Source organism: Arthrobacter sp. 05T444 (genome assembly GCF_056395905.1).
This window is the reverse complement of sequence record NZ_JBFTKK010000002.1, coordinates 40398-67371: the sequence shown is the minus strand read 5'-3', so window position 1 is coordinate 67371 and position 26974 is coordinate 40398. Positions and strand designations below refer to the sequence as shown.

28 protein-coding genes and 1 pseudogene are annotated in these 26974 nt (G+C 65.9%); 20 read left to right on the top strand and 9 right to left on the bottom strand.

Going from position 1 to position 26974, the window contains the following annotated elements; translation table 11 throughout:
• The first annotated feature begins 43 nt into the window (after positions 1-43).
• Positions 44-988, top strand: coding sequence for a diaminopimelate epimerase (dapF, locus tag AC1DD3_RS02505; RefSeq protein ID WP_230117581.1), 945 nt, complete (start codon positions 44-46; stop codon positions 986-988).
• On the opposite strand, the gene AC1DD3_RS02500 is transcribed toward dapF, so the two are convergent.
• Positions 969-1583 carry a class I SAM-dependent methyltransferase gene (locus AC1DD3_RS02500; protein WP_230117582.1) on the bottom strand — a complete coding sequence of 205 codons (615 nt, stop codon included), beginning with the start codon at positions 1581-1583 and terminating at the stop codon, positions 969-971. The genes dapF and AC1DD3_RS02500 overlap by 20 nt on opposite strands.
• A 386-nt stretch (positions 1584-1969) precedes the next feature.
• Here AC1DD3_RS02500 and hflX point away from each other — a divergent pair, with 386 nt between their 5' ends.
• Together hflX and AC1DD3_RS02490 are read left to right on the top strand one after the other, a co-directional pair.
• Positions 1970-3547, top strand: coding sequence for a GTPase HflX (hflX, locus tag AC1DD3_RS02495; protein ID WP_476880877.1), 1578 nt, complete (start codon positions 1970-1972; stop codon positions 3545-3547).
• Positions 3540-5597, top strand: coding sequence for an ATP-dependent DNA helicase (locus AC1DD3_RS02490; protein ID WP_476880876.1), 2058 nt, complete (start codon positions 3540-3542; stop codon positions 5595-5597). The genes hflX and AC1DD3_RS02490 overlap by 8 nt, the downstream gene beginning before the upstream one ends.
• A 50-nt stretch (positions 5598-5647) precedes the next feature.
• Here the strand turns inward: AC1DD3_RS02490 and lexA are convergent, their stop codons facing one another.
• Complete coding sequence (lexA, locus tag AC1DD3_RS02485; RefSeq protein WP_476880875.1) at positions 5648-6397, bottom strand: transcriptional repressor LexA; 750 nt, start codon at positions 6395-6397, stop codon at positions 5648-5650.
• Between the two features lie 384 nt (positions 6398-6781).
• Between lexA and AC1DD3_RS02480 the strand changes: the two genes are divergently transcribed.
• From AC1DD3_RS02480 to AC1DD3_RS02445, 8 genes are all read left to right on the top strand, one after another.
• Positions 6782-7111 (top strand): LysM peptidoglycan-binding domain-containing protein, encoded by a 330-nt coding sequence (locus AC1DD3_RS02480; protein WP_476880989.1) that lies wholly within the window; start codon positions 6782-6784, stop codon positions 7109-7111.
• A gap of 68 nt (positions 7112-7179) precedes the next feature.
• Positions 7180-8298, top strand: a complete 1119-nt coding sequence (locus AC1DD3_RS02475; protein ID WP_230117587.1) for a histidinol-phosphate transaminase — start codon at positions 7180-7182, stop codon at positions 8296-8298.
• Between the two features lie 58 nt (positions 8299-8356).
• Positions 8357-8983, top strand: coding sequence for an imidazoleglycerol-phosphate dehydratase HisB (gene hisB / locus AC1DD3_RS02470; RefSeq protein WP_230117588.1), 627 nt, complete (start codon positions 8357-8359; stop codon positions 8981-8983).
• On the top strand, positions 8980-9756 hold the full coding sequence (gene hisH, locus AC1DD3_RS02465) for an imidazole glycerol phosphate synthase subunit HisH (RefSeq protein WP_230117589.1): 777 nt from the start codon (positions 8980-8982) through the stop codon (positions 9754-9756). Before hisB ends, hisH begins: the two co-directional genes overlap by 4 nt.
• Positions 9757-9915 (top strand): hypothetical protein, encoded by a 159-nt coding sequence (locus AC1DD3_RS02460; RefSeq protein ID WP_230117590.1) that lies wholly within the window; start codon positions 9757-9759, stop codon positions 9913-9915.
• Between the two features lie 95 nt (positions 9916-10010).
• Positions 10011-10757, top strand: a complete 747-nt coding sequence (gene priA, locus AC1DD3_RS02455; protein WP_230117591.1) for a bifunctional 1-(5-phosphoribosyl)-5-((5-phosphoribosylamino)methylideneamino)imidazole-4-carboxamide isomerase/phosphoribosylanthranilate isomerase PriA — start codon at positions 10011-10013, stop codon at positions 10755-10757.
• Between the two features lie 9 nt (positions 10758-10766).
• The gene (locus AC1DD3_RS02450) at positions 10767-11678 is read left to right on the top strand and encodes an SseB family protein (protein ID WP_230117592.1); all 912 of its coding nucleotides are present in this window, start codon (positions 10767-10769) and stop codon (positions 11676-11678) included.
• Between the two features lie 60 nt (positions 11679-11738).
• Positions 11739-13040, top strand: coding sequence for an MFS transporter (locus tag AC1DD3_RS02445; protein WP_230117593.1), 1302 nt, complete (start codon positions 11739-11741; stop codon positions 13038-13040).
• Between the two features lie 126 nt (positions 13041-13166).
• On the opposite strand, the gene AC1DD3_RS02440 is transcribed toward AC1DD3_RS02445, so the two are convergent.
• The gene (locus tag AC1DD3_RS02440) at positions 13167-13553 is read right to left on the bottom strand and encodes a DUF1844 domain-containing protein (RefSeq protein ID WP_230117594.1); all 387 of its coding nucleotides are present in this window, start codon (positions 13551-13553) and stop codon (positions 13167-13169) included.
• Positions 13554-13932: 379 nt separating this feature from the next.
• Between AC1DD3_RS02440 and infC the strand changes: the two genes are divergently transcribed.
• The 4 genes from infC (at position 13933) to AC1DD3_RS02420 (ending at position 16855) form a co-directional block, all read left to right on the top strand.
• Positions 13933-14994, top strand: a complete 1062-nt coding sequence (gene infC, locus AC1DD3_RS02435; protein ID WP_476880874.1) for a translation initiation factor IF-3 — start codon at positions 13933-13935, stop codon at positions 14992-14994.
• A gap of 119 nt (positions 14995-15113) precedes the next feature.
• Positions 15114-15308 (top strand): 50S ribosomal protein L35, encoded by a 195-nt coding sequence (gene rpmI, locus AC1DD3_RS02430; protein ID WP_009358635.1) that lies wholly within the window; start codon positions 15114-15116, stop codon positions 15306-15308.
• 116 nt (positions 15309-15424) lie between these two features.
• Positions 15425-15904: a 50S ribosomal protein L20 gene (gene rplT / locus AC1DD3_RS02425; protein WP_230117596.1), complete on the top strand. Its 480-nt coding sequence runs from the start codon at positions 15425-15427 to the stop codon at positions 15902-15904.
• 54 nt (positions 15905-15958) lie between these two features.
• Positions 15959-16855 (top strand): TrmH family RNA methyltransferase, encoded by an 897-nt coding sequence (locus AC1DD3_RS02420; protein ID WP_230117597.1) that lies wholly within the window; start codon positions 15959-15961, stop codon positions 16853-16855.
• Positions 16856-16950: 95 nt separating this feature from the next.
• On the opposite strand, the gene AC1DD3_RS02415 is transcribed toward AC1DD3_RS02420, so the two are convergent.
• Positions 16951-17229, bottom strand: a complete 279-nt coding sequence (locus tag AC1DD3_RS02415; protein ID WP_230117598.1) for a GlsB/YeaQ/YmgE family stress response membrane protein — start codon at positions 17227-17229, stop codon at positions 16951-16953.
• Between the two features lie 232 nt (positions 17230-17461).
• Here AC1DD3_RS02415 and AC1DD3_RS02410 point away from each other — a divergent pair, with 232 nt between their 5' ends.
• Positions 17462-18415, top strand: a complete 954-nt coding sequence (locus AC1DD3_RS02410) for a cation diffusion facilitator family transporter (protein WP_230117599.1) — start codon at positions 17462-17464, stop codon at positions 18413-18415.
• 61 nt (positions 18416-18476) lie between these two features.
• Here AC1DD3_RS02410 and AC1DD3_RS02405 read toward each other — a convergent pair whose 3' ends face one another.
• Positions 18477-19685 carry an MFS transporter gene (locus tag AC1DD3_RS02405; RefSeq protein WP_230117600.1) on the bottom strand — a complete coding sequence of 403 codons (1209 nt, stop codon included), beginning with the start codon at positions 19683-19685 and terminating at the stop codon, positions 18477-18479.
• Between the two features lie 174 nt (positions 19686-19859).
• Here AC1DD3_RS02405 and AC1DD3_RS02400 point away from each other — a divergent pair, with 174 nt between their 5' ends.
• Positions 19860-20333 (top strand): (deoxy)nucleoside triphosphate pyrophosphohydrolase, encoded by a 474-nt coding sequence (locus tag AC1DD3_RS02400; RefSeq protein WP_476880873.1) that lies wholly within the window; start codon positions 19860-19862, stop codon positions 20331-20333.
• Positions 20334-20385: 52 nt separating this feature from the next.
• Here AC1DD3_RS02400 and AC1DD3_RS02395 read toward each other — a convergent pair whose 3' ends face one another.
• Positions 20386-21501, bottom strand: a complete 1116-nt coding sequence (locus AC1DD3_RS02395; RefSeq protein ID WP_230117601.1) for an Rv2578c family radical SAM protein — start codon at positions 21499-21501, stop codon at positions 20386-20388.
• Between the two features lie 77 nt (positions 21502-21578).
• On the opposite strand from AC1DD3_RS02395, the gene pcp reads away from it, so the two are divergent.
• A complete protein-coding gene (gene pcp / locus AC1DD3_RS02390; protein ID WP_230117602.1) occupies positions 21579-22220 on the top strand; it encodes a pyroglutamyl-peptidase I in 642 nt (213 codons plus the stop codon).
• Here pcp and AC1DD3_RS02385 read toward each other — a convergent pair.
• The 3 genes and pseudogenes from AC1DD3_RS02385 to AC1DD3_RS02375 all read right to left on the bottom strand — a co-directional run bounded on the left by AC1DD3_RS02385 (position 22217) and on the right by AC1DD3_RS02375 (position 23074).
• The gene (locus tag AC1DD3_RS02385; RefSeq protein ID WP_354962127.1) at positions 22217-22510 is read right to left on the bottom strand and encodes an SIMPL domain-containing protein; all 294 of its coding nucleotides are present in this window, start codon (positions 22508-22510) and stop codon (positions 22217-22219) included. The two genes, pcp and AC1DD3_RS02385, sit on opposite strands and share 4 nt — an antisense overlap.
• Before the next feature lie 36 nt (positions 22511-22546).
• A pseudogene (locus AC1DD3_RS02380) lies at positions 22547-22628 on the bottom strand (SIMPL domain-containing protein); the annotation flags it as partial.
• Positions 22625-23074, bottom strand: coding sequence for an eCIS core domain-containing protein (locus AC1DD3_RS02375; RefSeq protein ID WP_476880872.1), 450 nt, complete (start codon positions 23072-23074; stop codon positions 22625-22627). The gene AC1DD3_RS02375 and the pseudogene AC1DD3_RS02380, both read right to left, overlap by 4 nt.
• Before the next feature lie 253 nt (positions 23075-23327).
• On the opposite strand from AC1DD3_RS02375, the gene pheS reads away from it, so the two are divergent.
• Together pheS and pheT are read left to right on the top strand one after the other, a co-directional pair.
• Positions 23328-24389 (top strand): phenylalanine--tRNA ligase subunit alpha, encoded by a 1062-nt coding sequence (gene pheS, locus AC1DD3_RS02370; RefSeq protein ID WP_230117604.1) that lies wholly within the window; start codon positions 23328-23330, stop codon positions 24387-24389.
• A 2-nt stretch (positions 24390-24391) separates the two neighbouring features.
• Positions 24392-26935 (top strand): phenylalanine--tRNA ligase subunit beta, encoded by a 2544-nt coding sequence (gene pheT / locus AC1DD3_RS02365; RefSeq protein WP_476880871.1) that lies wholly within the window; start codon positions 24392-24394, stop codon positions 26933-26935.
• The last annotated feature ends 39 nt before the right edge of the window (positions 26936-26974 follow it).

The following is a 26974-nucleotide window of genomic DNA, read 5'->3' as shown; positions in this document are numbered from 1 at the left end:
GGCCGGTTTTCGGCCGCCAGCGGCGTGCGGGTAACCTTGACGCATGGATGAAACCCTTGCAGAAACCGCTGAGCCCGCCATCTCACAGCTGAGCGGTCTGCGCTTCTCCAAGGGCCATGGGACGGGCAACGACTTCGTTCTGATTGCCGACCCCGAGGGCATGCATTCCATTTCCCCCGGGCAGGTTGTGGGGCTGTGCGACCGCCACAGAGGCATCGGCGGCGACGGACTCATCCGGGCTGTCCCGTCCCGGCTGCTTGACGAGGGCCGCGAGCTGTTGACCGGAAGCCCCGACGCCGAATGGTTCATGGACTACCGGAACGGTGACGGCTCACTGTCCGAGATGTGCGGCAACGGAGTCCGGGTCTTCGTCCACTTCCTCCTCGCCGAGGGCCTCGCTGAACTGCCTCCGGGCGGCTCGCTGACCATCGGCACCCGCGGCGGCGTGAAGACCATTGTCCGTACTGCTGGCGGCTACGCGGTGGACATGGGGCCGTGGGAGTTCATCTTTCCGGCCGAGGCAGCGGCCCGCGCCATGGATTCCCTCGTCAGCGCCGACGGACTCGAAGTGCCGCGGCCGGCGCTGTCCGTCAGCATGGGAAACCCGCACACGGTGGTCGCCCTGGCCGAGCTGTCAGAACTTGAGGGCACGAAGCTCTTCACCGCACCCCATGTTGATCCCACGCCGGAACACGGCACCAACGTCGAGTTCGTCGTTCCGGCCGAGCCGCTGGTCCACGACGGGGTCGGCACCGTGACCATGCGCGTGCACGAGCGCGGCGTCGGCGAAACGCAGTCGTGCGGAACGGGCGCGTGCGCCGCCGCCGTGGCCATCCGTCACTGGGCCGGCCAGGGCGCACCGGACGCCTGGCACGTGAAAGTACCGGGCGGCGTCGTCGGGGTTAAATTCTTTACCGTGGCAGACGGGCACGAACACGTGGAGCTGAGCGGCCCGGCAACGATTGTCGCTAGCGGGACGCTTTCCTGACCCGCAGGATCCGGAACGACTTCGACGTGCTCTCGCGGGTCACCGTAAAGGAACCGTCGAGCGCCCCCGCCAGCCAGCGCTGAAGCGAATCCGAGCCAAGGTTCTTCTGCACCACCAGCCAGGCAGAACCCCCCGGTGCCAGCCGGGGCAGCCACAGCATCAGCAGCGAATGCAGTTCATCCTTGCCGATCCGGATCGGCGGGTTGGACCAGATCGTGTCGAAGCGCAGGTCCGGATCAACGGCCTCCGGCGCGCTGGCGGCGAGGTTGCCTAGGCCCAGCAGTTCGGCGTTCTCGTTCGTGAGCGTGATGCAGCGTTCGTTGACGTCCACCGCGTACACCTTGGCGTGCGGCGCCCGGAGGGCCATCGTCAGGGCAATCGGCCCCCAGCCGCAGCCAATGTCCAGCAGGTTTCCCTGCGGGGCCGGGGCAGGAACGTCCGCCAGCAGGACCGCCGTGCCTTTGTCGATGCCGTCAGGGCTGAAGATGGCGGAGGAGGTCTGCAGCTTGCGCGTTTCGCCGGCGAGTTCCACCGTGAGCTGCTTGCGGGTAAACGGCCCTGCGGGCGAGGCGCTGAAATAGTGGGCAGACTCCATAACTGGCCAGATTAGTGGGCCGCCCGCCGGATGGGAAACCGGAGGGTGCGCGTCTGCTAATCTAAAAGGCATGTTCTTGATCTTTGAGTAGCCGGCCCTGACGCGGTCCGCCCCGAACTGCCGGCCTTCGAGGCCGTCGCCACGGGCGCAGCACCGTCTCCGGAGTGATGCAGGTTTCGACCTTCCGCCCGGACGCCGCGATGCACGCACCACGGAATGCACCCTCACTCAGATCAATTCACTCAGATCAATCTCGCCGGCCCAGGCCTGTCCGCCGCGGCCGCACAGGAGCTCAGATGCCCTCCAGTCGTCAGCCCAGCGCGAATTCTGCGCCCAAGGCAAGCAATCAGCACTATTCTGAAGATGCAGAACCCTTTAAGGAGACCATGACCAGTCAGCAAAATTCCGGATCCGAGCCAGCAGCCCAGGACATGAGTCCTGAGGAAATCCAAGCTGTCATCGACCGGATTCTCTCCAAGGACGTCCCGGCACGAAGTGCCGCGGCTGCGGACGGCTCGGGAGCCGGCAGCAGGGCCGTCTTTGGCAAGGCCCAAGCCATCTCGCGGCTTGATGAAGAACACAGCACTTTCGACGGCGACCAGCAGGATCTCGAGGAACGCCGGGCCCTGCGCCGCACGGCGGGACTATCCACCGAACTGGAAGACGTCACCGAGGTCGAGTACCGGCAGCTGCGCCTTGAGCGCGTCGTCCTTGCCGGCTTGTGGACCGAAGGCACGTTGGCCGACGCCGAGAATTCGCTGCGCGAACTCGCGGCGCTGGCCGAAACCGCAGGTTCCGAGGTGCTGGACGGCCTGGTCCAGCGACGCGCCAAGCCGGATCCCGGCACGTTCCTCGGCTCGGGCAAGGCGTTGGAACTCAAGGACGTAGTGATGTCCACCGGCGCAGACACCGTGGTGGTGGACGCGGAACTGGCGCCGTCACAGCGCCGTGGACTCGAGGACATCGTCAAGGTCAAGGTGATTGACCGCACCGCACTCATCCTCGATATCTTCGCCCAGCATGCCAAGAGCCGCGAAGGCAAGGCCCAGGTGGAGCTGGCCCAGCTCGAATACCTGCTCCCGCGCCTCCGTGGCTGGGGTGAATCCATGTCCCGCCAGGCCGGTGGCCAGGTGGGCGGCGCAGGCGCCGGCATGGGCTCCCGCGGTCCGGGCGAAACCAAGATTGAACTGGACCGGCGGCGAATCCGCACACGGATGGCCAAGCTGCGCCGCGAAATCTCCGCGATGAAGCCGGCCCGCGAGACCAAGCGGGCCAACCGCCGTCGTAATGCAGTGCCGTCTGTCGCCATTGCCGGATACACCAACGCCGGCAAGTCGTCCTTGCTGAACCGGCTCACCGACGCCGGAGTCCTGGTGGAGAATGCCCTGTTCGCCACCCTGGACCCCACGGTCCGCAAGGCCGAGACCTCGGATGGCCTGGGTTACACCCTGGCCGACACCGTCGGCTTCGTTCGGTCCCTTCCCACCCAGCTCGTGGAGGCTTTCCGATCCACCCTGGAGGAAGTGGCGGACGCGGACCTGATCCTGCACGTTGTGGACGTGTCCCACCCCGATCCGGAGGGGCAGATTGCTGCGGTGCGCTCGGTGTTCGCCGAAGTGGACGCCCGCAAGGTGCCCGAGATCATCGTGCTGAACAAGGCCGACGCAGCCGACCCGTTCGTCGTGGAAAGGCTGAAGCAGCGCGAACCGCGCCATGTGGTCGTTTCCGCCCGCACGGGCCAGGGCATCCCGGAGCTGCTGAAGGCCATCGGTGAGGCCATTCCGCGGCCAAACGTCAAGCTGGAGCTGCTGGTCCCGTACCACCGAGGTGATTTGATCAGTAAACTCCACGACTCCGATGCGGAGATCCTGAGCCTGAATCATGAAGAAGGCGGCACACGCGCCGTGGTCATGGTCCGGGAAGGCCTCGCGGCTGAACTGGAATCCTTCATCAGCAATGACTGACCAGGAACCGGACGGCGCCGAAGCCACAGCCGGCGAGGAGTTCGTGATCGAACTCCTCGACCGCGCCGTGGCCGGTATGGGCGGACAAAGCCGCAGCGGCCAGCACGAGATGGCGCGGCAGGTGGCGCGGGCGATCGACACCGGCGACCACCTGCTGGTCCAGGCGGGCACCGGAACGGGTAAGTCGCTGGCGTACCTGATTCCGCTCATCGCCCACTCGCTGGAGAGCGAGAAGCCCACCCTGGTGTCCACCGCCACCCTTGCGCTGCAGACCCAGATCGTAGGCAGGGACCTGCCCCGGCTGCTGAAGACCATCACTCCGGCGCTGGACCGGCCGGTCAAGGTGGCACTCGTCAAGGGCCGCGCCAACTATGTGTGCCGGCACAAACTGGAAGGTGGTTTCCCCTCGGAGGAGCCTTCCGAAGGCCAGCTCTTCTCCCTGGGCGAGGACACCAGCGTCCCGCACTTTGCCGCCGCCATGGGCGGTCCGTCGTCGCAGCTGGGCAAGGAAGTGGTCCGGCTCCGGGAATGGGCAGAAAAGACGGCCACCGGCGACCGCGACGAACTCCTCCCGGGCGTGACGGACCGCGCCTGGCGCCAGGTCTCGGTCACCTCCATGGAATGCCTGGGCGCGCAGAAGTGCCCGCTCGCGGCGGAATGCTTCAGTGAACTCGCGCGGCACAACGCGGCCGAGGCCGACGTCGTAGTGACCAACCACGCGATGCTCGCCGTCAGCGCCTTTGAAGGGCTGGCTGTGCTGCCCGAATACGACGTCGTGGTGGTGGACGAAGCGCACGAGCTCCAGGACCGTGTCACCGGCGCGGTCTCGGGACAACTGTCCGTTGCCATGGTGCACGCGGCCGCCTCCGGTGCCCGCAAGCACTCCGGGATCACGGTGGATGCGCTGAACAACGCCGCGGCCAACCTGGAGCTCGCCATCGCCGGGGTCCCCAGCGGGCTGGTCCCCAACGGGCTCAACGACGAACAGCTCGACTGCGTGGACCAGCTCCGGGAAGCGTGCCGGGCGGCGCTGTCCGATTCCAAGGGGGACAGCAACACCACAGCCGACGGCGGGCGGCAGCTCGCGCGGTCCCGCCTCCTCGTGATTCTCGAGCTCTGCGAGCGCCTGCTCACGGCGCGCGACAACCGCGAAGTGGTGTGGTTCTCGCGGAACAGCACGTTTGATCCGCAGCAGGGCTATTCGGCACCGGATGACACCCAGCCTGCCCTGATCAACATTGCCCCACTGAGCGTCGCCGGAAAGCTCAGGGAAGGCCTGTTCGCAGGCCACACAGTAGTTCTGACGTCGGCCACGCTTGCCATCGGCTCCGCGTTCGAACCCGCTGCCGGCGGACTCGGCCTCGTGGGGGAGGGTGCGCCGAGCTGGACCGGCATCGACGTCGGTTCTCCCTTCGATTATCCCAAGCAGGGCATCCTCTATGTGGCGGGCCACTTGCCCAAGCCGGGCAGGGGTATGTCGCCTGAAGCACTCGACGAACTGGAATCGCTCATCCGCGCCTCCGCTGGGGGAGCGCTGTGCCTGTTCTCCTCCCGGCGTGCTGCCGAGGAAGCGGCCGAGGCACTGCGTCCGCGCCTGGATGTGAGCGTTCTTTGCCAAGGCGACTCGACGATGACCGCGCTGGTAAAGCAGTTCGCCGACGAACCGGACACGTGCCTGTTTGGCACCATGTCGCTGTGGCAGGGCGTGGATGTTCCCGGCGGTTCATGCAGGCTTGTGGTGATCGACAGGATTCCGTTCCCCCGGCCCGACGACCCGCTCATGACGGCACGCTCACGGGCAGTGGCACAGGCCGGCGGCAACGGATTCATGTCCGTATCAGCTACCCATGCGGCCATCAGGCTGGCCCAGGGTGCCGGGCGCCTGATCCGGTCCACCGATGACAAGGGCGTAGTGGCAGTGCTGGATTCGCGGCTGTCGACGGAGCGCTATGGAGGGTTCCTGCGCGCCGCACTCCCGCCCTTCTGGCCCACGACGGACCGGAAGATCGCCGTGGCGGCGCTGGAGAGGCTAGCGGGAGCGCGGTCCTAAGGAGCGGCCTTCAGCGAACGCACGACGACCTAGGGTGAACGCACGAAGTCCTAGAGCGAACGCAGCACCGACACCACTTTGCCCATGACCACGGCGTGGTCCCCAAGGATGGGCTCGTACTGGGTGTTCTGCGGCAGCAGCCAAGTGTGGCCGTCCCGCTGCCGGAAGGTCTTAACGGTTGCTTCGTCGTCGAGCAGCGCCGCCACGATGTCGCCGTTGACGGCGTCACTCTGCCGCCTGACAACTACCCAGTCGCCGTCACAGATCGCAGCGTCCACCATGGAGTCGCCCGCAACCTTGAGCATGAACAGTTCGCCGTGGCCAACGAGCTGGCGTGGCAGGGGCATGAGTTCCTCAACCACTTGGTCGGCGAAGATGGGGCCGCCGGCCGCGATGCGGCCGACCAGCGGCACCATGGCCGTGTCTGTTGCGCTGGGCAGCTCGGTGACTGACGCGCTTCGCGCGCTGTGCGGCTTGGCGTCACCTTCGGCACCGGAGGCCTTGGACAAGCCGGCGTCCAGGGTGAGGGGCATGAGGACTTCCATGGCCCGGGGGCGTTTGGGATCACGCCGCAGGTAGCCGAGCTTCTCCAACTGTGAGAGCTGGTGGGTGACGCTGGACAGGCTGGCCAGGCCAACGGTGTCGCCGATTTCCCTCATGGAGGGTGGGTACCCGTTGTCGTTGACCGACCGCTGGATGGTTTCCAGGATCCTTTTCTGGCGGATGGTCAGTCCTTTGGGTGTCCGCTGAGACCGCTGGCTGCGCTGGGTAGCCTTGCCGTCGGAGGCTTGTGCTGCCATGTTCGCCAACGCCTTTCGTTCCACCCGGCCTCCGTGGCTGCAGTTGCCGGGAACTTCCGGCCTGAAAATGTCAGACCCTGCTGATCAACTGCAGAAGTGGTTGTTCTTTGATTTCAAACGTAGGCCAGCCACACGGCTTTTTCAAACATTTGTTCTAGCGAGTCTCGACTTTGTTCGTTGATAAGTGCTAAAACTGAAGAAGCAAAGTTCGAACATGTGTTCTAGTTCAGCTGCGGAGCGGGCCGGTTTCTTCGAATATTCCGGCGGATGCCGGGCGGACCGGGCACACCGGGCAGCACAGAGTGGTCCAGGAGGGCTCAGTTCATGTCAGCTTCAACAGCAGTCAACCATTCACGTCGGCAGGGTGCGCAGGGTGCTTTCGGCATGCAGCCGGGCAGGCCGCCGCGGCTTCGGCTTACTCGCCGGGGCCGGATCGTCCTCATCGGATTGCCCCTGGTTCTCCTGGCGGCACTGCTCCTGTCGCTCACCGGTTTGCTGAACTCGCCGGCCAAGGCCGCCGATACCGCCAGCGGACTGTCCGTGACGGAGACGGTTTCTGTGACTGTGCAGCCGGGGGAATCACTGTGGGCTATCGCCGGGACAGTCGACCCCACCAGGGATCCGCGCGATGTCATCGCGGACATCGTCCAGCTGAACGACCTCGAAAACGGCAAGGTCATGCCGGGGCAGCAGCTGTTTGTACCGTCCAAGTAAGGGCTGATTCGCCGGGCCTGATCCGTCACAGTTTCCCGGTCGCCGCCTCCGGCACTTAAACTGTCCAAGTGAGTGACCAGCTTGAGCGACTGAACCGACTGCCCCTGCGGACTAATCTGCGGGGGCTGACTCCCTACGGAGCGCCGCAGCTGGACGTACCCATCCTGCTCAACGTCAACGAGAACACCCATGGGGTCCCCGCCGATGTCAGGGCGGCAATTGCCGAGGCTGTGACAGAGGCGGCAGCAGGCCTCAACCGGTACCCTGACCGCGAATTCACCGGACTCAGGGAAGCGCTGGCGGAGTACCTCGGCCACGGACTCGGCGCCGAAAACATCTGGGCAGCCAATGGCTCCAACGAAGTCCTCCAGCAGATTCTCCAGGCATTCGGAGGCCCCGGCCGCAAGGCTCTGGGTTTCCCGCCCACGTACTCCATGTACCCACTGCTGGCCAGCGGAACGGACACCGAATATATCGTCGGCCAGCGCGCGGACGACTATGGCTTGAGCGCCGAGTCCGCCGCCCGCCAAGTCCGCGAGCTGCAGCCGAACGTCGTCTTCCTCTGCTCGCCCAATAACCCCACCGGAACTGGCCTGGGCCTGGATGTCGTGGAAGCCGTTTACGAGGCTGGCGAAGCCAGCCAGACCGTCGTGATCGTCGATGAGGCCTACCACGAGTTCGCCCACGACGGCACACCCAGCGCCCTCTCCTTGCTGCCGGGACGCGAACGTCTCATCGTCTCCCGGACCATGAGCAAGGCGTTTGCCCTTGCGGGCGCCCGGCTCGGATACATGGCAGCGGCACCTGAGGTAACGGACGCGCTGCGCCTTGTTCGCCTGCCGTACCACCTGTCCGCCATCACGCAGGCCACGGCCCTGGCGGCCCTCCACCACCGGGAGGCACTGATGGCCGACGTCGAGGACATCAAGCAGCAGCGCGACCGGATTGTCGCCGAACTCATCAGGATGGGCCTGCGGCCTGCCGCATCGGACTCCAACTACGTGTTCTTCGGGGGCCTCGACAACCCGCACGAGGTCTGGCAAGCATTGCTGGACTCCGGCGTGCTGGTCAGGGACGTCGGCATCCCCGGTCATTTGCGGGTCACTGCCGGCACTGAGACCGAAACCACAGCCTTCCTCGAGGCACTGGAGAACATCCTGGCCGGGCAGGCTGCTCTTCCGGCCTAAACTTGAGGGAAGACCCAGCAATGTCTGCACCCTCCTTCGTCAAAGGACATCTATCACTATGAGCGACACCGGAATCAAGGCTGCCGGGGCCCGGACCGCACGTCTCGAGCGTGCCACCAGCGAATCTTCCGTTCTGGTGGAGATCAACCTCGACGGCACCGGCGTGTCGGACATCAGCACGTCGGTCCCGTTCTACGACCACATGCTGACTGCGCTGTGCAAGCACTCCCTCATTGACATGACTGTGAAGGCAAGCGGCGACATCCACATCGATGTGCACCACACAGTTGAGGATGTGGCCATCACTTTCGGCGAAGTGCTACGGACCGCTCTCGGCAACAAGGCCGGTATCCGCCGCTTCGGGGAAGCCACCGTGCCGCTGGACGAAGCGCTTGCCCACGCCGTCGTCGATGTCTCCGGCCGGCCTTACCTGGTCCATGGCGGGGAACCCGCGGGCCAGGAGTATCACCTGATCGGCGGCCACTTCACCGGTTCGCTGACGCGCCACGTGTTCGAGGCCATCACACTGCACGCCGGCATCTGCCTGCACATGAACGTCATTGCCGGCCGCGACCCGCACCACATCGTCGAAGCCCAGTTCAAGGCCTTCGCCCGTGCGCTGCGCGCTGCCGTAGAACCCGACCCCCGCGTCGAAGGCATTCCGTCCACCAAGGGAGCACTGTGACCGGCAAACTGTTGCGGGAAGGTGCGATCATCGACCCCTCGGCCACCGTCAAGCCCCCGTCGCCGGAGGGTAAACCCACCGTGACAGTGCTCGACTACGGTTCGGGCAATGTTCGCTCCGCCGTCCGTGCGCTGGAGCGTGCGGGCGCCGAAGTCATCCTGAGTTCCAAGCCGGAGGACGTCCTCAATGCCGACGGACTGCTCGTTCCGGGGGTCGGCGCCTTTGAAACTGTGATGCGCGAACTGAAATCCGTGGACGCCATCAGGATGATCGGACGCCGCGTAGCCGGCGGCAGGCCCGTCCTCGGCATCTGCGTGGGACTTCAGGTGCTGTTCGAAGCCGGAGTGGAACACGGGACCGAAGCTGAAGGCATGGGGGAGTGGCCCGGCAAGGTGGAACTCCTTCCGGCGGACGTCGTTCCGCACATGGGATGGAACACCGTCAAGGTCCCGGAAGGCTCCAGGCTCTTCGAGGGCGTGGAAAATGAACGCTTTTATTTCGTGCACTCCTACGGCGTGCAGAACTGGGAATTCGACGTTGTCCAGCCGCGTATGGCCGCACCCCTCGTCACCTGGTCCGAGCACGGCGGACCCTTCATCGCCGCCGTGGAAAACGGGCCGCTCTGCGCCACCCAGTTCCACCCGGAAAAATCGGGGGACGCCGGCGCCCGGCTCCTCCGGAACTGGGTGAACGGCCTCCGCGGCCCGCACGGCCGCACCGCGACAGCGGAGGCAAGTGCGGCAGTGGACGCGGCGCCTGCGGCGGACGCCTAGATGTGGTCCATCGTCCTGATGGGCCTTGCCGGCCTCCTGGTCGGCGGCGCGCTGTCCTTCAGGCAGCAGACGAAGCCGCTCTGGACGCAGGTCGGGTTCTACGTGCTGGCAGGAATGTCGCTGCTGGCCGCCTACCTGCTCACTTTGCCAGGGGCCTGAAACCAGGTGCTTGCCGCACCTACCAAAACTCCCCAGGCGCTGCCTAAAACCGCGCCTTTCCGGAAACTGCGCTACACGAGAACTGAGGACCCGAAATGATCAGCCAAACCGATCTGCCGGCACTGGAACTGCTTCCTGCAGTGGACGTCGTGAACGGCCAGGCTGTGCGCCTGGTCCAGGGCGAGGCCGGCAGCGAGACAAGCTACGGCACGCCGCTGGAAGCAGCCCTCAACTGGCAGCAGCAGGGCGCCGAATGGGTGCATCTCGTGGACTTGGACGCTGCGTTCGGCCGCGGGTCCAACGCCGAACTCCTGCGCGAAGTGGTGGGCCGGCTTGATATCAAGGTGGAACTCTCCGGCGGCCTGCGCGACGACGAGTCGCTGGAAAAGGCCCTGGACCTGGGAGTGGCCCGGGTTAACCTCGGTACCGCAGCCCTGGAGAATCCCGACTGGACCGCGCGGGCCATCGAGCGCTTCGGAGACCGGATCGCCGTCGGGCTCGACGTCCGGGGGACCACGCTTTCCGGCCGCGGCTGGACTAAGGAAGGCGGGGACCTCTGGGACGTGCTGGGCCGTCTAGAGGAAGCCGGCTGTGCCCGTTACGTTGTCACCGACGTGACCAAGGACGGCACCCTGCAGGGCCCCAATGTTGAGCTGCTGCGGCAGATGGTGGAGAAGACGGGCAAGCCCGTGGTGGCTTCCGGCGGTATCTCCAGCCTGGATGACCTGAAGGTCCTGCGATCCCTCGTGCCGCTGGGCGTCGAGGGCGCAATCGTCGGCAAGGCCCTCTACGCAGGGGCCTTCACCCTGCCGGAGGCCCTCGACGTCGCCGGCCGGCGCTAGGCTGCCGCCATGGCCGGGCACGGGCTGACTTCCGGAGGGACGGGCGGATCGGGGGCGGACCAGCCGCAGCCCCGCCGGCTTCCGGGACACATCGAAGCTGCGCTTGCAGGCGCCGGCGGTGCCACCGATTCGGCCGGCCAGCCCTGGGCCGGGCGGAGCCTCGCCGGCGAAAACGCCGCCATCCACAACTTTGAGGACGACGACGGCTCGCCGGACAGTGGCTATCTCGCCGCAGTTGATCGGCTGCTCAGCGGTGAAGCCGACGAAGCAGCCGTTGTTGCATCGCTGGCGACCGCACGCGTTTTCGTTCCGGTCGTGGCCCAGCTGGCGGAAGAGGCCGAAGGCGTGGGCGGGCTGCACGCCGACAAACAGGCGGACATGGCACTCGTGACGCTGAAGGCGCCGGACGGGCGGCTTGCCATGCCGGTATTCAGCTCGTCGGCAGCGCTGGCGGCATGGCACCCCGAGGCGAGGCCCGTCGCGGTCTACGCAGCGAGGGCAGCGCTGTCGGCCGTGGCCGAGGGCGCGGAGCTGCTGGTCGTGGACCCGGGCTCGGAAGTGACGTTCGTGGTGAGGCGGCCCGCGGTCTGGTCCCTGGCCCGGCAACAGAAGTGGATTCCCGCGTACCGCGATGCTGAACTGGCGGACATGCTGGGTTCTGCGGCGGCAGACTTGCCGGCTGTCCGCCGCCTGGAGGTTCTTCCCGGGGGCGGCGTGGCAACGTCGACTGCCTCCGGCCGCCCCGTTTCGGGCGGCGGTCCGGGGCCCGAGGTGCGAGTGGTGCTTTACCTGGCGGGCGGACTGGATGCGGCCGGCGTCCAGTCGCTCGTTGCAGGGCTCCAGAATGAGTGGAGCCGGAATGTATTGTTTGGTGAGCGTGTTGACTCGATCGAAGTCAAGCTAAGGCGCGCCGCGGAGTAAACGGCGGTCCACCTGTGGTCCGTCCCTATGCTGCCCGGCGGCGGAACGAAGGACCCACCCGTGAATTTCACCCTGTACCGGGAGCTGCTGGCCATCAGGCCCATTCGCCGGCTCCTGGTGGTCGGCATGATTGCCCGCATACCCCATTCGGCCGCAGGCGTGCTGCTGACCCTGCACATAGTGCTGACCCTGGGACAGGGGTATGCAGCTGCGGGCACAGCAGCAGCCGTCATGACCATCGGCATTGCGGTAGGCGCCCCGTGGCGCGGCCGCCGGGTGGACACCGCGGGACTCCGGACAGCCCTCATCCCGTCGGTGGTTTCCGAGACGGTCATCTGGTCCGTCGTGCCGCACGTGTCCTATCAGTGGCTGCTGCCGCTGGTCTTTGTGGGAGGGCTGTTGACTCTGCCCATCTTCAGCGTGGTGCGCCAATCGCTGGGCGTGCTTGCCGACGGCGACCAGCGCAGGACCGCCTTCGCGCTCGACGCCATCACCACCGAGGTGGTCTTCATGATCGGGCCCGCTGCCGGAGCGATTGTGGCCACGAGCGGCCATTCGGTCCTCGGCCTGACGATCGTCGGTGTCTCCACCTCGCTGGCCGGGCTGTTTCTCATGTGGTTCAACCCGCCCACCCGCAGCGCGGCCCGCGATGAGGCATGCGAGGCGGACCAGCGGGAGGCTGCCGAGGTGGCGGTGGTGGCTGCCGCCCCGGCCCACGTCCAGGAGGCGGCCGCTGAGCTCGGCCCGGCAGCTGCGGGCAACAGACGGCGTGCCGGCCTCAGGCACAAGGTCGCCCACAATTTCAGGTGGTTCACCGTGGCTGTTGCGGCGGTGTTTACCGTCGCAGCCGGGGCGGGAATGGTGCTCAGCGGCACCGACGTGGGGATCGTGGCGGCTTTGGAGACCGGCGGGCACCAGGGCGAAATCGGGATCGTTTTCCTCTTCTGGTGCGCGGCGTCGGTCGTGGGCGGCGTCATCTATGGCGCCATGCACCGCCCGGTTTCGCCGTTCCTTCTGCTGCTGGGCATGGCGGCGCTGACCATTCCGATGGGCTTCGCCACCGACACGCTGACCCTGAGCCTGCTGTCGCTGCTGCCCGGTCTGTTGTGCGCCCCGGTACTGTCGGCGGCGTCGGAGAAGGTGGCGGACCTCGTGGACGAGGCCCGGCGGGGCGAGGCGATGGGCTGGTACGGCTCGGCGCTGACCGCCGGCGTGGCACTCGGTGCGCCCCTGGCCGGGGTGTTTATCGACGGCGTGGGCCCGTCCGGGGGTTTCGTCTCCGTGGGCGTGGCCGGCGTCGTGCTCTGCGCAGCCGGCATCGCCCTGCAGCACCGCCGACGCCGGCGGGCTGCGAGGGCGTAGGACCTACGACTTAAGACAGAACGACGGCGGGCCGACCTCAAAGGTCGGCCCGCCGTCGTCGTTACTTTCCTGTGGGCCGCGACATGTCCGCGCAGCCACGCGGCGGCTAAAGCCGGATGCCGGGCGTCAGTTCACCGCGCCGGTGTACTTTTCGCCAGGACCCTTGCCCGGGGGATCGGGAATGATCGACTCTTCCCGGAAGGCAAGCTGCAGTGAACGCAGTCCGTCGCGCAACGGCCCGGCATGCTGGGAGCCGATCTCCGGAGCGGCCGCCGTCACGAGTCCGGCGAGGGCAGTGATGAGCTTCCGGGCCTCGTCCAGGTCCTTGAGCTCTTCGGCGTTCTCTTCGGCTGCCAGGCCGAGCTTCACGGCTGCGGCACTCATAAGGTGCACGGCGGCTGTGGTGATGACCTCGATGGCGGGAACCTCAGAGATGTCCCGGATCTGCTGTGAGACATCAGCCTGCTCGCCGGGGGCCTGGTAAACGTGTGAATTACTGTCTGGAGTGCTCATACTGGTAAGCTTGTCACAGACCGACTGGATGTCGTTATTTTGCTGTGGATGAGTCCCACTTCCGCAATGTGCGGGGAGCGGGTAGTTTTCTGTAGAATTGATATTCAGTTTGCAAGCGGAGTTCTCTCCCACCCGCGTCGGCCGTTTTTCCTCGGATTCCAGAGGTAAGCAAGGTTGCCGGGTAATGGTCGGGCGTTTCCGGCGGGCACAGTCCTGTCGAAGCGTGCGCAGCCCACGGGCCTGCGCATCCGATCCTCGAGGCCTCTGATTGCTCCGGCAATTGGGGGCCTTCTCTATTTGCCGGTGGAATACTCACCACAAACACAGGAGCTTTAACATTAGCGAGCCAAGAATCAATGAGCGTATCCGCGTCCCTGAGGTGCGGCTGGTCGGCCCTGCCGGCGAACAGGTGGGAATCGTCCGTATTGAGGATGCTCTTCGCCTGGCTGCCGAGTCCGATCTTGATCTCGTTGAAGTTGCACCTCAGGCCAAGCCTCCGGTGTGCAAGCTGATGGACTTCGGCAAGTACAAGTACGAGGCCGCCGTCAAGGCCCGTGAGGCCCGCAAGAACCAGACCAATACGGTTCTTAAGGAAATCCGGTTCCGCCTGAAGATCGACACCCATGACTACGAGACCAAGCGCGGCCACGCCCTGCGCTTCCTCGGAGCCGGGGACAAGGTTAAGGCCATGATCCAGTTCCGCGGCCGCGAACAGCAGCGCCCTGAAATGGGCCTGCGCCTGCTCCAGCGCTTCGCCGAAGACGTCAACGAAGTTGGTGTGGTGGAGTCGAGCCCGCGCATCGATGGCCGCAACATGGTCATGGTGATCGGTCCGCTGAAGAACAAGGCTGAGGCCAAGGCTGAAGCCCGCCGCGCCACCCAGCGCGCCGAAGCCAAGGCCCAGAATGAAGCCAAGGCATCCGGCCGTATCGACGTCTCGGGCGACGACCAGGTACCACTGACGCAGTCACTCGCGGACCTGCTCCCGGAAGGCTTCCAGGTCAACACTGAAGCTGCTCCGGAAGCCCCGGCAGCAGCCGCTGCTCCGGAAGCCGCCGTCGAAGCGCCGACCACACAGACTCCGGCTGCCGAAGCGCCTACCGCGGAAGCTCCGATGCAGGAAGCGCCGAAGCAGGAAGCGCCCAAGGCTGCCGAGCCGAAGCGCGAGGCACCCAAGGTCGAAGCTCCCAAGGCTGCCGAGCCGAAGCGCGAGGCACCCAAGGCCGAAGCGCCCAAGGCTGCACCGGCGAAGGCGCCGGCACCGAAGGCTGCGGCACCCGCCGCGGCGAAGGTTTCCGAGGCCCCGGCCCCGGCCGCGCCCAAGCCTGCGGCTGTTCCTGCTCCACCGAAGCCGGTGGCCAGGCCTGCTGCGCCGAAGCCCGCTGCGCGACCTGCAGCACCCCGGGCCACGCCGAAGCCGGCAGGCAAGAAGACCACCTAGTTCACAGCTGCGGAAGGTACCGCCTTCAGGCAGTCAGCAACCAGCATGCCGCCCGCAGGGGCGGCTGCACGAAAGACTGCAGACATATAGTCTGCGGATACGTTAGGAGATCGGTTCCCATGCCGAAGATGAAGACCCACAGTGGTGCTAAGAAGCGCTTCAAGCTGACCGGCAGCGGCAAGCTGCGCCGCCAGCAGGCCAACCGCCGCCACTACCTCGAGCACAAGTCCTCCAGGCTGACCCGTCGCCTCGCCGGCGACAAGATCGTCTTCAAGGGCGACGCCAAGGTCATCCGGAAGATGCTCGGCATCTAATTTCCAAGCTCTCTGACTGACTGCCACCTGGCACCAGTCAACTAAATAAGCCTTCTCAGGCCGGCCGGGTTACCGGCAGTAGACGCTTGGGATAAGAATTCTGAAGGAGTACGCACGTGGCACGTGTGAAGAGGGCGGTAAACGCCCACAAGAAGCGCCGGGTTATCCTCGAACGCGCAAAGGGCTACCGTGGACAGCGTTCACGCCTGTACCGCAAGGCCAAAGAGCAGCTGCTGCACTCGTTTGTGTACAGCTACGGCGACCGCAAGAAGAAGAAGGGCGACTTCCGCCGTCTTTGGATCCAGCGCATCAACGCTGCATCCCGCGCCAACGGCCTGACCTACAACCGACTGATCCAGGGCCTGAAGGCCGCTGAGGTCGAGGTCGACCGCCGCATGCTGGCCGAGCTTGCCGTTTCCGACGCCAACGCCTTCGCTGCGCTGGTCCAGGTCGCCAAGGACTCGCTGCCTGCCGACACCTCCGCTCCCGCCGTCTCGGCTGAAGCCGCACCGGCTCCGAAGGCCAAGGCCACCAGGAAGCCCGCCGCCAAGAAGCCTGCTGCAGAGAAGCCGGCCGCTGACGAGGCCGCCGAGTAGTTCCCCCGTTCTGGTAGTTCGAGAACCTGCTGCGACAGCAACTAAGGTTCTTATATGAACGAAACCGGGCGCCCGCAAGACTTTCCACTCTCCAACCCCCGAGCTGATCGGGTCAGGGATGTGGCAAAGCTTGCAGGGCGCCCGGCCCGTTTAAAGCGCCGGCAGTTCCTGGCAGAGGGACCCCAGGCTGTCCGTGAGGCGTTGGTCCTGCACCGCAAGCGGACGGACGCGGGGGAGCCGGGCATCGTGAGCGAAGTATTTGCCAGCGAGGCATGCCTGGACCGTTACCCGGAGTTCGAGGAACTGGCTGCCGGAACCAGCGCCCGGCTGGCAACGGACGACGTTCTTGCCGCCATGGCGGATACCGTGAGCCCGCAGGGAATCATCGCTGTCTGCGATTTCGTCGACGTTCCGCTCGCAGATGCGCTGGACGCCCGGCCGAGGCTGATAGCCGTGCTGTGCCAGGTGCGGGACCCCGGCAACGCCGGCACCGTTCTGCGCGCTGCCGATGCCGCGGGCGCGGATGCTGTTGTGCTGACAGGCTCCAGTGTGGATATTTACAACCCGAAGGCCGTGCGCTCGACGGCAGGATCGCTGTTCCACCTGCCGGTGGTCCTCGGCGCCGACGTCGAAGACCTGGCGGCCCAGTGCAGGGCCCGGGGCATCGGGGTGCTGGCGGCCGATGGCTACGGCAAGCTTAATCTCGACCGTCTCCAGGACGAGAGTGCGGCGCGGCGGCTCGGTGGATCTACCGCCGGGTCGGCTTATGCCCTTGAAAGTCCCACTGCCTGGCTGTTCGGAAACGAGGCGCAGGGACTGTCTGAGAAGGAGCTCGCCCTGGCAGACCACCGGGTGGCAGTTCCCGTTTACGGCGCCGCCGAGAGCCTGAACCTGGGCACGGCCGCCACCGTCTGTCTCTATGCCAGTGCGAGGGCGCAGCAACCGGCCTAGGAGCTCGTAAAAGTCGGCATGAAAAAAGCGGGGGCCCACCAGATGGTGGGTCCCCGCATTTAGTTTTTCAGCAGGTCCGCGTCGAGGCGGGCCTTTTAAGGGGCTCGCGTGGTCCGGTTGCTGCGTCCGGTGATTGCCCCGTAGACGCCGGCGACGACCAGGCCGCCGATAATGGCGAGGATCCAGGTGCCGAGGTCGAAGAAGGCCAGGTCACCCTTGCCGAACAGAAGGCTGCCGATCCAGCCGCCAACGATGGCGCCAACGACGCCCAGAACCAGGCTGGTGACCCAGCCACCGCCGACCCTACCGGGCATGACGGCTTTCACAATTGCGCCTACGATCAGGCCGAGAATAATCCAAGCAAGAAAACCCATTGTCTCCTCCTTCATATTCGTCGGGATCGATTCTTATCAGTCCCGATATGGCTTCAAGCTAACACAGCGCGCGTTTATTTGTCAGCACGCTTAGTTTCGGGGTTTCCGTGGCGTGAACCCGCCACTGCTGGTGCACCGCCGTGGACCGTGCAGGTACGGTATTTACTAGACGGCCGCGGTTCGCGGCTGTATCCAATTCGTTGTAATTCCCACTTGAAGAGGTGAAGCTCCCTTGGCTGCAAATGGCGGTACCAAGGCGATCGTCGCGGCTCTGGCCGCAAACCTGACCATCGCTGTAATGAAGTTCGTCGCCTTCCTGCTGACGATGTCCTCCTCGATGCTTGCCGAAGCCATCCACTCGGTGGCTGACTCCGGCAACCAGCTGCTCCTGCTGGTAGGCGGAAAGCGCGCACAGAAGGAGGCAAGCCCGGAGCACCCGTTCGGCTATGGCCGCGAACGCTACATTTACGCCTTTATCGTCTCAATTGTGCTGTTCAGCGTGGGCGGTTTGTTCGCGCTGTTTGAGGCCTGGGAAAAGATCCAGGACCCGCACGCCATTGAGGGTGACTTCTGGTGGGTACCGCTGGCCGTACTGGTAGGTGCCATCGTCGCGGAGTCCTTTAGCTTCAGGACCGCCATCATCGAATCGAACCACGTTCGGGGCCAGCAGAGCTGGGCAAAGTTCATCCGGAACGCCAAGCAGCCGGAACTTCCGGTCATCCTCCTGGAGGACTTCGGGGCCCTGCTGGGGCTCGTGTTCGCACTGCTCGGTGTGGGACTCACCTTGCTGACAGGAGACGGCATCTGGGACGCGCTGGGAACAGGGATGATCGGCCTGCTGCTCGTGGCGATCGCCGTCGTCCTCGCCGTGGAGACCAAATCGCTGCTCCTGGGGGAATCGGCCACCAAGGCAGATGTTGCCAAGATCAGGGACGCCATTGAGTCGGACGGTACCGGAATCATCCATCTGAAGACCATGCACCTTGGGCCGGAAGAGCTCCTGGTGGCTGCCAAGATCACCATCGGCGCGGCCGATTCCGGACTGGAAATTGCCCGGCTTATCGACGCCGCGGAGGACAGGATCCGCACCGCAGTGCCGATTGCCCGGGTCATCTATCTCGAACCTGACGTGCACCGTGCTGACGTACCAAGCGGGCAGGCGTTCGCGGGGGAGCAGGGGGCCTGACCGGCCCCGGGCAGCCGGGGCCGCTGGCGCTGTGACCTGAGGGTTCGCTGTGACTTGAGGGTTACGGTGCCAGCGGTCTCTTGCGTTCCAGCATGCCGCTGAGGACGGCGACGCCCAGGCCCAGAACCGCCAGTACCGCACCCACCAGGGCGGGGGCCACGTAGCCCCAGCCCCAGGCGATGACCAGTCCGCCGAGGAAGGCGCCCAGGGCGTTGGCCACGTTCAGTGCCGCGTGGTTGAGCGAGGAGGCCAGCGACGGCGCATCCGGGGATGCGTCGAGCAAACGCGTCTGCAGCGCCGGAACCAGCATTGAACCGGCCGCCCCGACGACGAAGACCATGACGAACGCGGACCAGGACCAGTGAACGGCGATGGCGTACACCACCAGCGCAACGGCGATGGCGGGCAGGACGCGGTAAATGGTTCCCATCACGGACTTGTCCGCGATCCTGCCGCCCACGATGTTGCCGGCAACCATCCCAAGCCCATAAAGGGCCACCACCAGGGGAAGCCATGCAGATGGGATGCCGGCGACCGACGTCATGGTGTGAGCGATGTAGGTGTACGTTGCGAAGAAGCCGCCGAACCCAACGATTCCAATCATGATGGCAAGCCAGACCTGTGCGCGCTTCAGTGCGCCGAGTTCACGCCGGATGCTCGCGTCGGCGTGCGCCTTCTGGAACGGGACGAACCTCCAGATGAGGGCCAGGGTCACCAGACCGAGCGCGCCGACCAAGACAAAGAGCAGCCGCCAGCCGAAAGTCTGGCCGAGCCACGTGGCGAAGGGTACGCCGATGACATTGGAAACCGTCAGGCCGGCCATGACCATGGAAATGGCCCACCCCCGCTTCGTCGGCGCCACGAGGGAGGCTGCGATGACCGCTGCCACTCCGAAGAAAGCCCCGTGCGGCAGTCCGGCGGCGAACCGCGAAACCAGCATGCTCCCGTAGTCGGGTGCGACGTAAGAGGTCAGATTGGCGATGCTGAAGAACAGCATGAGGCCGAGGGCAAGGTACTTGCGTGGCAGCTTCGCTCCGACGGCGGCCAGCACCGGAGCGCCGATGACAACGCCAAGAGCATAGGCGGAGATCAGGTGGCCCGCCTCGGGGGTGCTGATGTTGAGTCCAAGCTCCACCTCTTTGAGGAGCCCCATCATGGCGAATTCGGTGACGCCGATACCGAAGCCGCCCATGGCCAGGGCCAGGATCGCGAGTCCGAGGTGGGTGCCGGCGGCTTTGGAAGTGCCGGGGGCTTGAACAGTAGAAGTCATGAGCCTGCTTTTCGGAGCGGAAGTGTGGAGACGGCCTCTGGGGCTGATGGACACCAGGGCAAGTTAAATCTGATTTATAGAACGTCGCGGGGCTGAAGGGTATTCCCTGCAGATACACGGGATCGGGGTTCCCGCGCTGGGGGCCCTACCCATTCTGCCCCATAGACTGGGGCGGTGACTGAACTGACCAACACTGAACTGATCAACGTTGTGGGCGGCGCCGTGCTCGATTCGCTGGCTGAGCCCGCGCGGCTGCTCGTGGCCCGGCGCACGGCACCGCCGCAGTTCGCCGGCATGTGGGAATTCCCCGGCGGCAAGGTGGAGGCGGGCGAGGCCCCTAAAGATGCCCTGCACCGGGAGTTGCGGGAGGAACTCGGGATCGCCGTCATCCTCGGCGCCGAATTGGAAGCACCGGAGAGCTCAGGCTGGCCCCTCAACGAACGCGCGTCGATGCGCGTATGGTTCGCCGAGGTAGCCGACGGCGACCCCCGGCCCCTCGAGGACCACGATGAACTCCGGTGGGTCAGCATTCAGGACCGTGACGAAGCTCTCCACCTTCCCTGGATCCCCGCCGACCTTCCGATTGTCAGGGCACTGCTGACCGCGCTGGGCGCGCCGCTGCCTGCGGGGGCCGCCCCCCGCGCGTAAGAGTCACGCCGGGTAGGAAGGTGCCAAATCAGTCTGCTCTGTCAGAGGGCGTTCAGAAAAGTGTCGGCTGTGGTGCGGCCGCCGCTCCGCTGGGGTGGCCGGCACGCGCCGCGGGCAGGCTGCCCTCCGGGTACGCCGCTTCCTCCCCGCGGGGGTCATCGACGTCGCGGTGGCTGAACCCCTGTGAGCCCGAAAAACCGTGCCGCGCCTTGAAGAAGCGAATTCTGCCGGCGAGCCAGGTCCGGTATTCCTTGGAAGCGTACGAGCCCGTGCCGTAAAGCCTGCGGTACCGTCCGGCAAGTTCCGGGTGCCGGGCGGCGATCCATTGCATGAACCATTCGCGGGTGCCGGGCTTGAGGTAAAGCGCCCCGGCAGTGACTCCGGTGGCTCCGGCAGCGGCCAGCGAGCTGAAAAGTGAGTCCAGCGCTTCGTCGCTGTCCGACAGCCAGGGCAGGATGGGCATGGCCATCACTCCGCAGGGGAGCCCGGCTTCGCGCAGCCTTGAAATGAGCTTGAGCCGGGCCCGCGGACCGGGCGTTCCGGGCTCAACGGCCTCGGAAAGCTGTTCATCCGTCATGGCGAGCGAGATTCCGATCCCCACGGGGACCTGCGTGGCGGCATGTTTCAGCAGGGGGATGTCCCTGGCAAGCAGGGTCCCTTTGGTGAGGATGGACAGGGGTGTGCCCGAGTCCGCCAGCGCGCTGATGATTCCGGGCATCAGCCGGTAACGGCCTTCGGCACGCTGGTAGGGATCGGTATTGGTGCCGAGCGCAACCTGCTGGCGTCCCCAGGACGGCTTGGCCAACTCCTTGCGCAGGACGTCCGCGGCGTTGATTTTCACCACCACCTGGCTGTCGAAGTCGAGCCCGGCATCGAAGTCAAGATAGGTGTGGCTCTTGCGGGCGAAGCAGTAGACGCACGCGTGGCTGCATCCGCGGTAGGGGTTGACGGTCCACTCAAAGGGCATCCGTGAACCGGCAGCCACCTTGTTGAGCACCGATTTGGCAGTGACCTCGTGGAAGGTGACCCCGGCAAATTCAGGGGTGGAGACGGAACGCACAAGCCCGGCCAGGGGCAGCAGCGGCACTGCGGCTGGGGCGGCCGCGGTTAGGCTGTTTGCGCCTTGCTCTCCAGGTGCCGGATTAAGTGCTTGTGCGTCCCATCTCATGATCTCAATTCGAAGGTATGTTCTAATCAATGTCAAGGCCCGGCGTCGGTGTTTCGCCCGGCCGCTACGCTTGCTTCATGATCCTCCTCACCGGATTTGAACCGTTCGGCGGCCAGTCTTCCAACCCGTCATGGGCAGCAGCACTCCACGCGCGGGAACTGCTCCGCAGCGAAGGCCTGGCCGTCAGGGCGGTTGAACTGCCCTGCATCTTCGGTGCAGCCGGTGCCGTCCTCCGCGATGCCCTGGACGAACTGGAGCCGGAACTCGTGGTGTGCATCGGTCAGGCGGGAGGCCGTGACCGTGTGTCGCTGGAGCGAGTCGCCATCAACTGCGATGACGCCCCGATTCCCGACAATGCCGGGAACCAGCCGCTCGACAGCGAAGTGGTGCAGGGCGGGCCGGCCGCGTACTTCAGCTCACTGCCGGTGAAGGCAGCCCTCCGTGCCGTGACTCTGGCCGGCATCCCCGCAGAGATCTCGCAGACGGCAGGGACATATGTCTGCAACCACATCTTCTACACCCTGATGCACGAGCTCGCGTCCCGGGCGGATGTGCGGGGCGGGTTCGTCCATGTCCCGTTCGAGCCCGGGCAGCTGCCGGAGGGGAGCGCAGCCCCCTCTCTGGCCGTGACGTTGATGGCCGAGGCGATCGCCGCCGTCGTCCGCACTGCACTGGCGACCACGGCGGACCTCAAACTGTCCGCCGGTACCGTCCACTAGCCGGTTGCGCGGAGTTCCCAGACGACGCCCACCGTCGCGGAGACGCTCGACTGGCCGGCTTCGATCCCCACGGCATCAGCGGATACGGCCCGCTGCATTTTCGCTACCGGAATGGGCACGGCGGCGCCGGGCTGCTGGGTAACCGAGGCCACCGGGCCCAGTTCGGCGCCAGCCAGTGCGGCGAACTGCGTGGCAGTGGCGAGGGCATCCTGCCAGGCTGCCTCCCGAGCCCGTGACATCACGGCGGCGGGATCGGCAAAACCGAGATCCAGCCCGCCCCGCCGCGGCATAGGCGGCCCCCACGTCCTCCCGGCGGCACTCCACGCCAAGGGAAACGGTCAGCAGGTCCGGCACGGCTTCCGCGGTTCCGGCCCCGGTCACAGAGATGGTCCTCGGAATTTCCGTCATGTCACGCCTCGATTCCGTTCGGGGGAAGCTTTGCCCGTTCCGCGTTTTCCGGTCTCCGCATATCCGCCTGCTTCCAGGCCCGCCAGGCGTTCAAAGACGTTGGCGGACCCCGGGTTGCCTGTCCGCAGCCGGGACCACCCCGCGGCGATGAAGTACAGCGGCAGGAACGGCAGGCCCAGGCAGGCGTATTGGCTGCTGTGCCGTTCCTCGTGTCCCAGCAGCACAGGATTGGCCAGGGCTTCCTCCGCTCCGGCCCGGAAGATGACCACGTTGCCGACCGTGAAGGCCTGCGCGAAGGGAAGACGCCAGCGGTAGCCGGCGGCAATCACCAGACCGCGGGGGCCGCCAACCGTTTCGGTGCCTGCCAGTCTGGCCAGCAGGAGTCCCAGGGTTGTGGAGGCGTTGAGCACGTTCGCAAGTTGGCGCAACCGCTGTGCGGGGGTCATCCTGCCATGGTAGCGGCAGCCATATTCGCTGCACACTGCGGCGACGCGCGCCCTGCCGTTCGGGCAGCCGGGCCCCGTCAATTAGACTGGGAACAGTGCCTGCCGGCCAAACTCCGGCGAGCCTGCCCTTGTCTTTGGATGATGTCATTGGATGACTCCATCCAATGACATGCCAGTGACGGACGCGCTGCCGGGGAACCGGCACAGCAGCCCCGGCCATTGGCATCACCCGACTCGTAGCTAAGAACAGTAGATGACTGAAACTTTGCCGGGCGCTGCCGCCCCGAACCCTCTGGATGAAGCCGCCATCACCGCCGCCGTCGACCAGGCAATCGCCGCGATTGCCGGTGCCTCCACGCTCGATGAACTCAAGGCTGTCCGTTTGGCCCACACCGGCGAGAAATCGCAGCTGAGCCTGGCCAACCGTGAGATCGGGCGCCTTCCCAAAGACCAGAAGGCTGTCGCCGGCAAGCTCATGGGTTCCTCCCGCGGACGCGTCAACAAGGCGCTCGCCGACCGCACCGTCGAGCTCGAAGCCGAGAACGACGCCCGCATCCTGGTTGAGGAAACCGTGGATGTCACCGCTGCTCCGCGACGCCGCCGTGCCGGGGCGCGCCACCCGCTCTCCACGCTGCAGGACCGCGTGGCGGACATCTTCGTGGGCATGGGCTGGGAAATCGCCGAGGGCCCGGAAGTCGAATCCGAATGGTTCAACTTCGATGCCCTGAACTTCAAGCCGGACCACCCGGCCCGCGAAATGCAGGACACCTTCTTCGTGGAACCACCGGAAGCGCACCTCCTCATGCGCACCCACACCTCCCCGGTGCAGGTCCGCTCCATGCTGGAACGCGAGGTTCCCATCTACGTGCTGTGCCCCGGCAAGGTGTTCCGCACCGACGAACTGGACGCCACGCACACGCCGGTGTTCCACCAGTTCGAAGGCCTGGCCATCGACAAGAAACTCAGCATGGCGGACCTTCGCGGAACGCTGGAGCACTTCGCCCGGCAGATGTTCGGTGACGAGGCCCAAATCCGGCTGCGTCCCAACTACTTCCCGTTCACCGAGCCGTCCGCCGAGCTGGACATCTGGCACCCGGGCGCCAAGGGCGGTCCGCGCTGGATCGAATGGGGCGGCTGCGGCATGGTCAACCCCCATGTTCTCCGGGCTGCCGGCATCGACCCCGACACCTATTCAGGATTTGCCTTCGGCATGGGCATCGAGCGCACCCTCATGTTCCGCAACGAGGTCGGCGACATGCGCGACATGATCGAAGGCGATGTACGTTTCAGCGAGCACTTCGGGATGGAGATCTAACAGTGCGTATCCCACTTTCCTGGCTGCGTGAATTCGCGCAGGTACCGGCCGGAGCAACGGCCGAAGACGTCATGGCCGAGCTCGTCAAGGTCGGCTTTGAAGAAGAAGCGGTCCACCGTCCCACGGACGGCCTTAAGGGCCCCGTCGTGGTGGGCCAGGTCCTGAGCCTGGTCAAGGAACCGCAGACCAACGGCAAGACCATCAACTGGTGCCAGGTCCGCGTGGTCCCCGAAGGCCAAGAGCAGACCCTCACCGGCAAGGGCATCGATCCCTCCGGTGTCCAGGGCATCATCTGCGGAGCCCACAACTTCGTCGAAGGGGACAAGGTGGTAGTCACCCTCCCCGGTGCCGTGCTGCCCGGCGACTTCCACATCTCGGCACGGAAAACCTACGGGCACCTCTCCGCGGGCATGATCGCCTCCGTACGCGAACTGGGCATCGGTGAAGACCACGATGGCATCCTGGTGCTGTCGAGGATCGGCCTGGACCCGGAAATCGGTACCGACGCCATGGAGCTCCTGGGGCTCTACGACGAAGCCGCCGAGATCAACGTCACCCCTGACCGTGGCTACGCGTTCTCGATCCGCGGTGTGGCCCGGGAATACGCCCACGCCACCGGAACGTCCTTCACGGACCCCGCGTCCAAGGTGTCGGCCCCGGCGGAATTGGCCGGCGGCCACGGCGTCAAGCTCAACGACGACGCGCCCATCTACGGCAAGCCCGGCTGTGACCGCTTCGTGGCCCGGACCGTCCGCGGAGTCGACGCCACAAGACCGACACCCCAGTGGATGGTTTCACGGCTGCGTCTTGCCGGTATCCGCTCCATCTCCCTTCCCGTGGACATCTCGAACTACGTCATGCTGGAGCTCGGCCAGCCCACGCACTGCTACGACCTGGACAAGCTGTCCGGCGACATCGTGGTCCGCCGTGCCGTGGCGGGGGAGAAGATCACCACCCTGGATGACAAGGAACGGACGCTCGACGTCGAGGATCTCCTCATCACGGACGGCTCCGGGGCGATCGGCATCGCCGGCGTCATGGGCGGCGCGGCCACTGAGGTGTCCGACTCCACCACCAACGTGCTGGTCGAGGCGGCCCACTTCGATGAGGTTTCCATCGCACGCTCCCGCCGCCGGCACAAGCTGCCGTCCGAAGCGTCAAAGCGATTTGAACGCGGCGTGGACTGGCAGGTAGCGAACATTGCCGCCCAGCGCGTTGTGGACCTTATGGTGGAACTCGCCGGGGGCGTCGCTGACGAGGCGGGCACCGACGTCGGGACCGCACCGGACGCCGTGACCATCGCCCTGCCGGCGGGCTTCGCCGCCGCACGGATCGGCATCGACTTCACTGAAGAGCAGATTGTCACCTCCCTTGAGGATCTCGGCGCCGTGGTGGAAAAGGCCGACGGCGGCTGGACGGTTTCGGCGCCCAGCTGGCGGAACGACCTCGAAACCAAGGAAGACCTGTCCGAGGAAATCGCCCGCCTGGTGGGATACGACCAGATCCCGGCGACCCTTCCGGTCGCTCCTCCGGGACGCGGGCTGACCCGCGTGCAGCAGCAGCGGCGGCGACTGATCCAGGCCCTCGCCGACGCCGGGCTTACCGAGGTCCTGGCCTACCCATTCGTGTCGAAGGCTGCCAACGACACCTTCGGCGTGGCCGAAGCCGGCGCGGTCCGCACGGCGGTCAAGCTGGCCAACCCCATCAGCGAGGAACACGGCTACCTGCGGACCTCGGTCCTGCCCGGACTCATCGAGGTAGCCAAGCGCAACCACTCGCGCGGCTTCCGCGACCTGGCGCTCTTCGAGGCAGGCCTTGTCTTCCTGCCCGGCGACACCGTGGGAACGTCCTCCATCCCGCCGCTGGGCGTCAAGCCCTCCGATGAGGTGCTGGATGCCCTGTACGACGGCGTGCCGGACCAGCCGTTGCACGTCGCCGCGGTCCTGACCGGCCACGACTCACCCGCCGCTGCGGGTCACTCGCCCAGGGCGTGGGACTGGGCTGATGCGCTGGACATCGCCCGCTTGGCTGGCGACATTCTGGGTGTTGAGCTGGTTGTGGGCCAGGGCGATCACCAGGCGTTCCATCCGGGCCGGACCGGGCAGCTTTCGCTGCGCACCGGCGAGGTTGTGGGCTACGCGGGGGAGCTGCACCCGAAGCTCCTTGCCGCCCACGACATGCCGGCCCGTTCCGCGGCACTTGAGATCAATGCCGACGCCCTGTTCGAGGCGGCTGCCGATGTCATCGTGGCACGCCATATCTCCACCTTCCCCGTGGCCACCCAGGACGTGGCACTTGTTGTGCCGCAGGAAATTCCTGCAGATGACGTCCTGGCCGCGCTGCGGGAAGGAGCGGGCGAACTCCTGGAGGACGTCGCGCTGTTCGACGTGTACGCCGGCAAGGGGATCGAGGAAGGCAAGAAGTCGCTGGCCTTCGGTCTCCGCTTCCGTGCCAATGACCGGACGCTGACCGCCGATGAAGCCTCTGCCGCACGCGAGAGTGCGGTCGCGGTTGCCGCCGCGCGGTTTGGCGCCGTGCAGCGTTAGCCGGGGGACGAGTCGACTGGGCACCAGTTTGGGAACAAC

What these genes read in the sequence shown, in the direction of transcription:
- rpmI (WP_009358635.1), top strand. Translation starts at nt 15,114, where the DNA reads ATGCCGAAGATGAAGACCCACAGTGGTGCTAAGAAGCGCTTCAAGCTG.
- AC1DD3_RS02450 (WP_230117592.1), top strand. Translation starts at nt 10,767, where the DNA reads ATGGCCGGGCACGGGCTGACTTCCGGAGGGACGGGCGGATCGGGGGCG.
- AC1DD3_RS02385 (WP_354962127.1), bottom strand. Translation starts at nt 22,510, where the DNA reads ATGCCGCGGCGGGGCGGGCTGGATCTCGGTTTTGCCGATCCCGCCGCC.
- dapF (WP_230117581.1), top strand. Translation starts at nt 44, where the DNA reads ATGGATGAAACCCTTGCAGAAACCGCTGAGCCCGCCATCTCACAGCTG.
- pheS (WP_230117604.1), top strand. Translation starts at nt 23,328, where the DNA reads ATGACTGAAACTTTGCCGGGCGCTGCCGCCCCGAACCCTCTGGATGAA.
- AC1DD3_RS02490 (WP_476880876.1), top strand. Translation starts at nt 3,540, where the DNA reads ATGACTGACCAGGAACCGGACGGCGCCGAAGCCACAGCCGGCGAGGAG.
- lexA (WP_476880875.1), bottom strand. Translation starts at nt 6,397, where the DNA reads ATGGCAGCACAAGCCTCCGACGGCAAGGCTACCCAGCGCAGCCAGCGG.
- AC1DD3_RS02480 (WP_476880989.1), top strand. Translation starts at nt 6,782, where the DNA reads ATGCAGCCGGGCAGGCCGCCGCGGCTTCGGCTTACTCGCCGGGGCCGG.
- AC1DD3_RS02395 (WP_230117601.1), bottom strand. Translation starts at nt 21,501, where the DNA reads ATGAGATGGGACGCACAAGCACTTAATCCGGCACCTGGAGAGCAAGGC.
- priA (WP_230117591.1), top strand. Translation starts at nt 10,011, where the DNA reads ATGATCAGCCAAACCGATCTGCCGGCACTGGAACTGCTTCCTGCAGTG.
- AC1DD3_RS02460 (WP_230117590.1), top strand. Translation starts at nt 9,757, where the DNA reads ATGTGGTCCATCGTCCTGATGGGCCTTGCCGGCCTCCTGGTCGGCGGC.
- hflX (WP_476880877.1), top strand. Translation starts at nt 1,970, where the DNA reads ATGACCAGTCAGCAAAATTCCGGATCCGAGCCAGCAGCCCAGGACATG.
- AC1DD3_RS02375 (WP_476880872.1), bottom strand. Translation starts at nt 23,074, where the DNA reads ATGACCCCCGCACAGCGGTTGCGCCAACTTGCGAACGTGCTCAACGCC.
- pcp (WP_230117602.1), top strand. Translation starts at nt 21,579, where the DNA reads ATGATCCTCCTCACCGGATTTGAACCGTTCGGCGGCCAGTCTTCCAAC.
- AC1DD3_RS02500 (WP_230117582.1), bottom strand. Translation starts at nt 1,583, where the DNA reads ATGGAGTCTGCCCACTATTTCAGCGCCTCGCCCGCAGGGCCGTTTACC.
- hisB (WP_230117588.1), top strand. Translation starts at nt 8,357, where the DNA reads ATGAGCGACACCGGAATCAAGGCTGCCGGGGCCCGGACCGCACGTCTC.
- AC1DD3_RS02405 (WP_230117600.1), bottom strand. Translation starts at nt 19,685, where the DNA reads ATGACTTCTACTGTTCAAGCCCCCGGCACTTCCAAAGCCGCCGGCACC.
- AC1DD3_RS02415 (WP_230117598.1), bottom strand. Translation starts at nt 17,229, where the DNA reads ATGGGTTTTCTTGCTTGGATTATTCTCGGCCTGATCGTAGGCGCAATT.
- AC1DD3_RS02440 (WP_230117594.1), bottom strand. Translation starts at nt 13,553, where the DNA reads ATGAGCACTCCAGACAGTAATTCACACGTTTACCAGGCCCCCGGCGAG.
- AC1DD3_RS02420 (WP_230117597.1), top strand. Translation starts at nt 15,959, where the DNA reads ATGAACGAAACCGGGCGCCCGCAAGACTTTCCACTCTCCAACCCCCGA.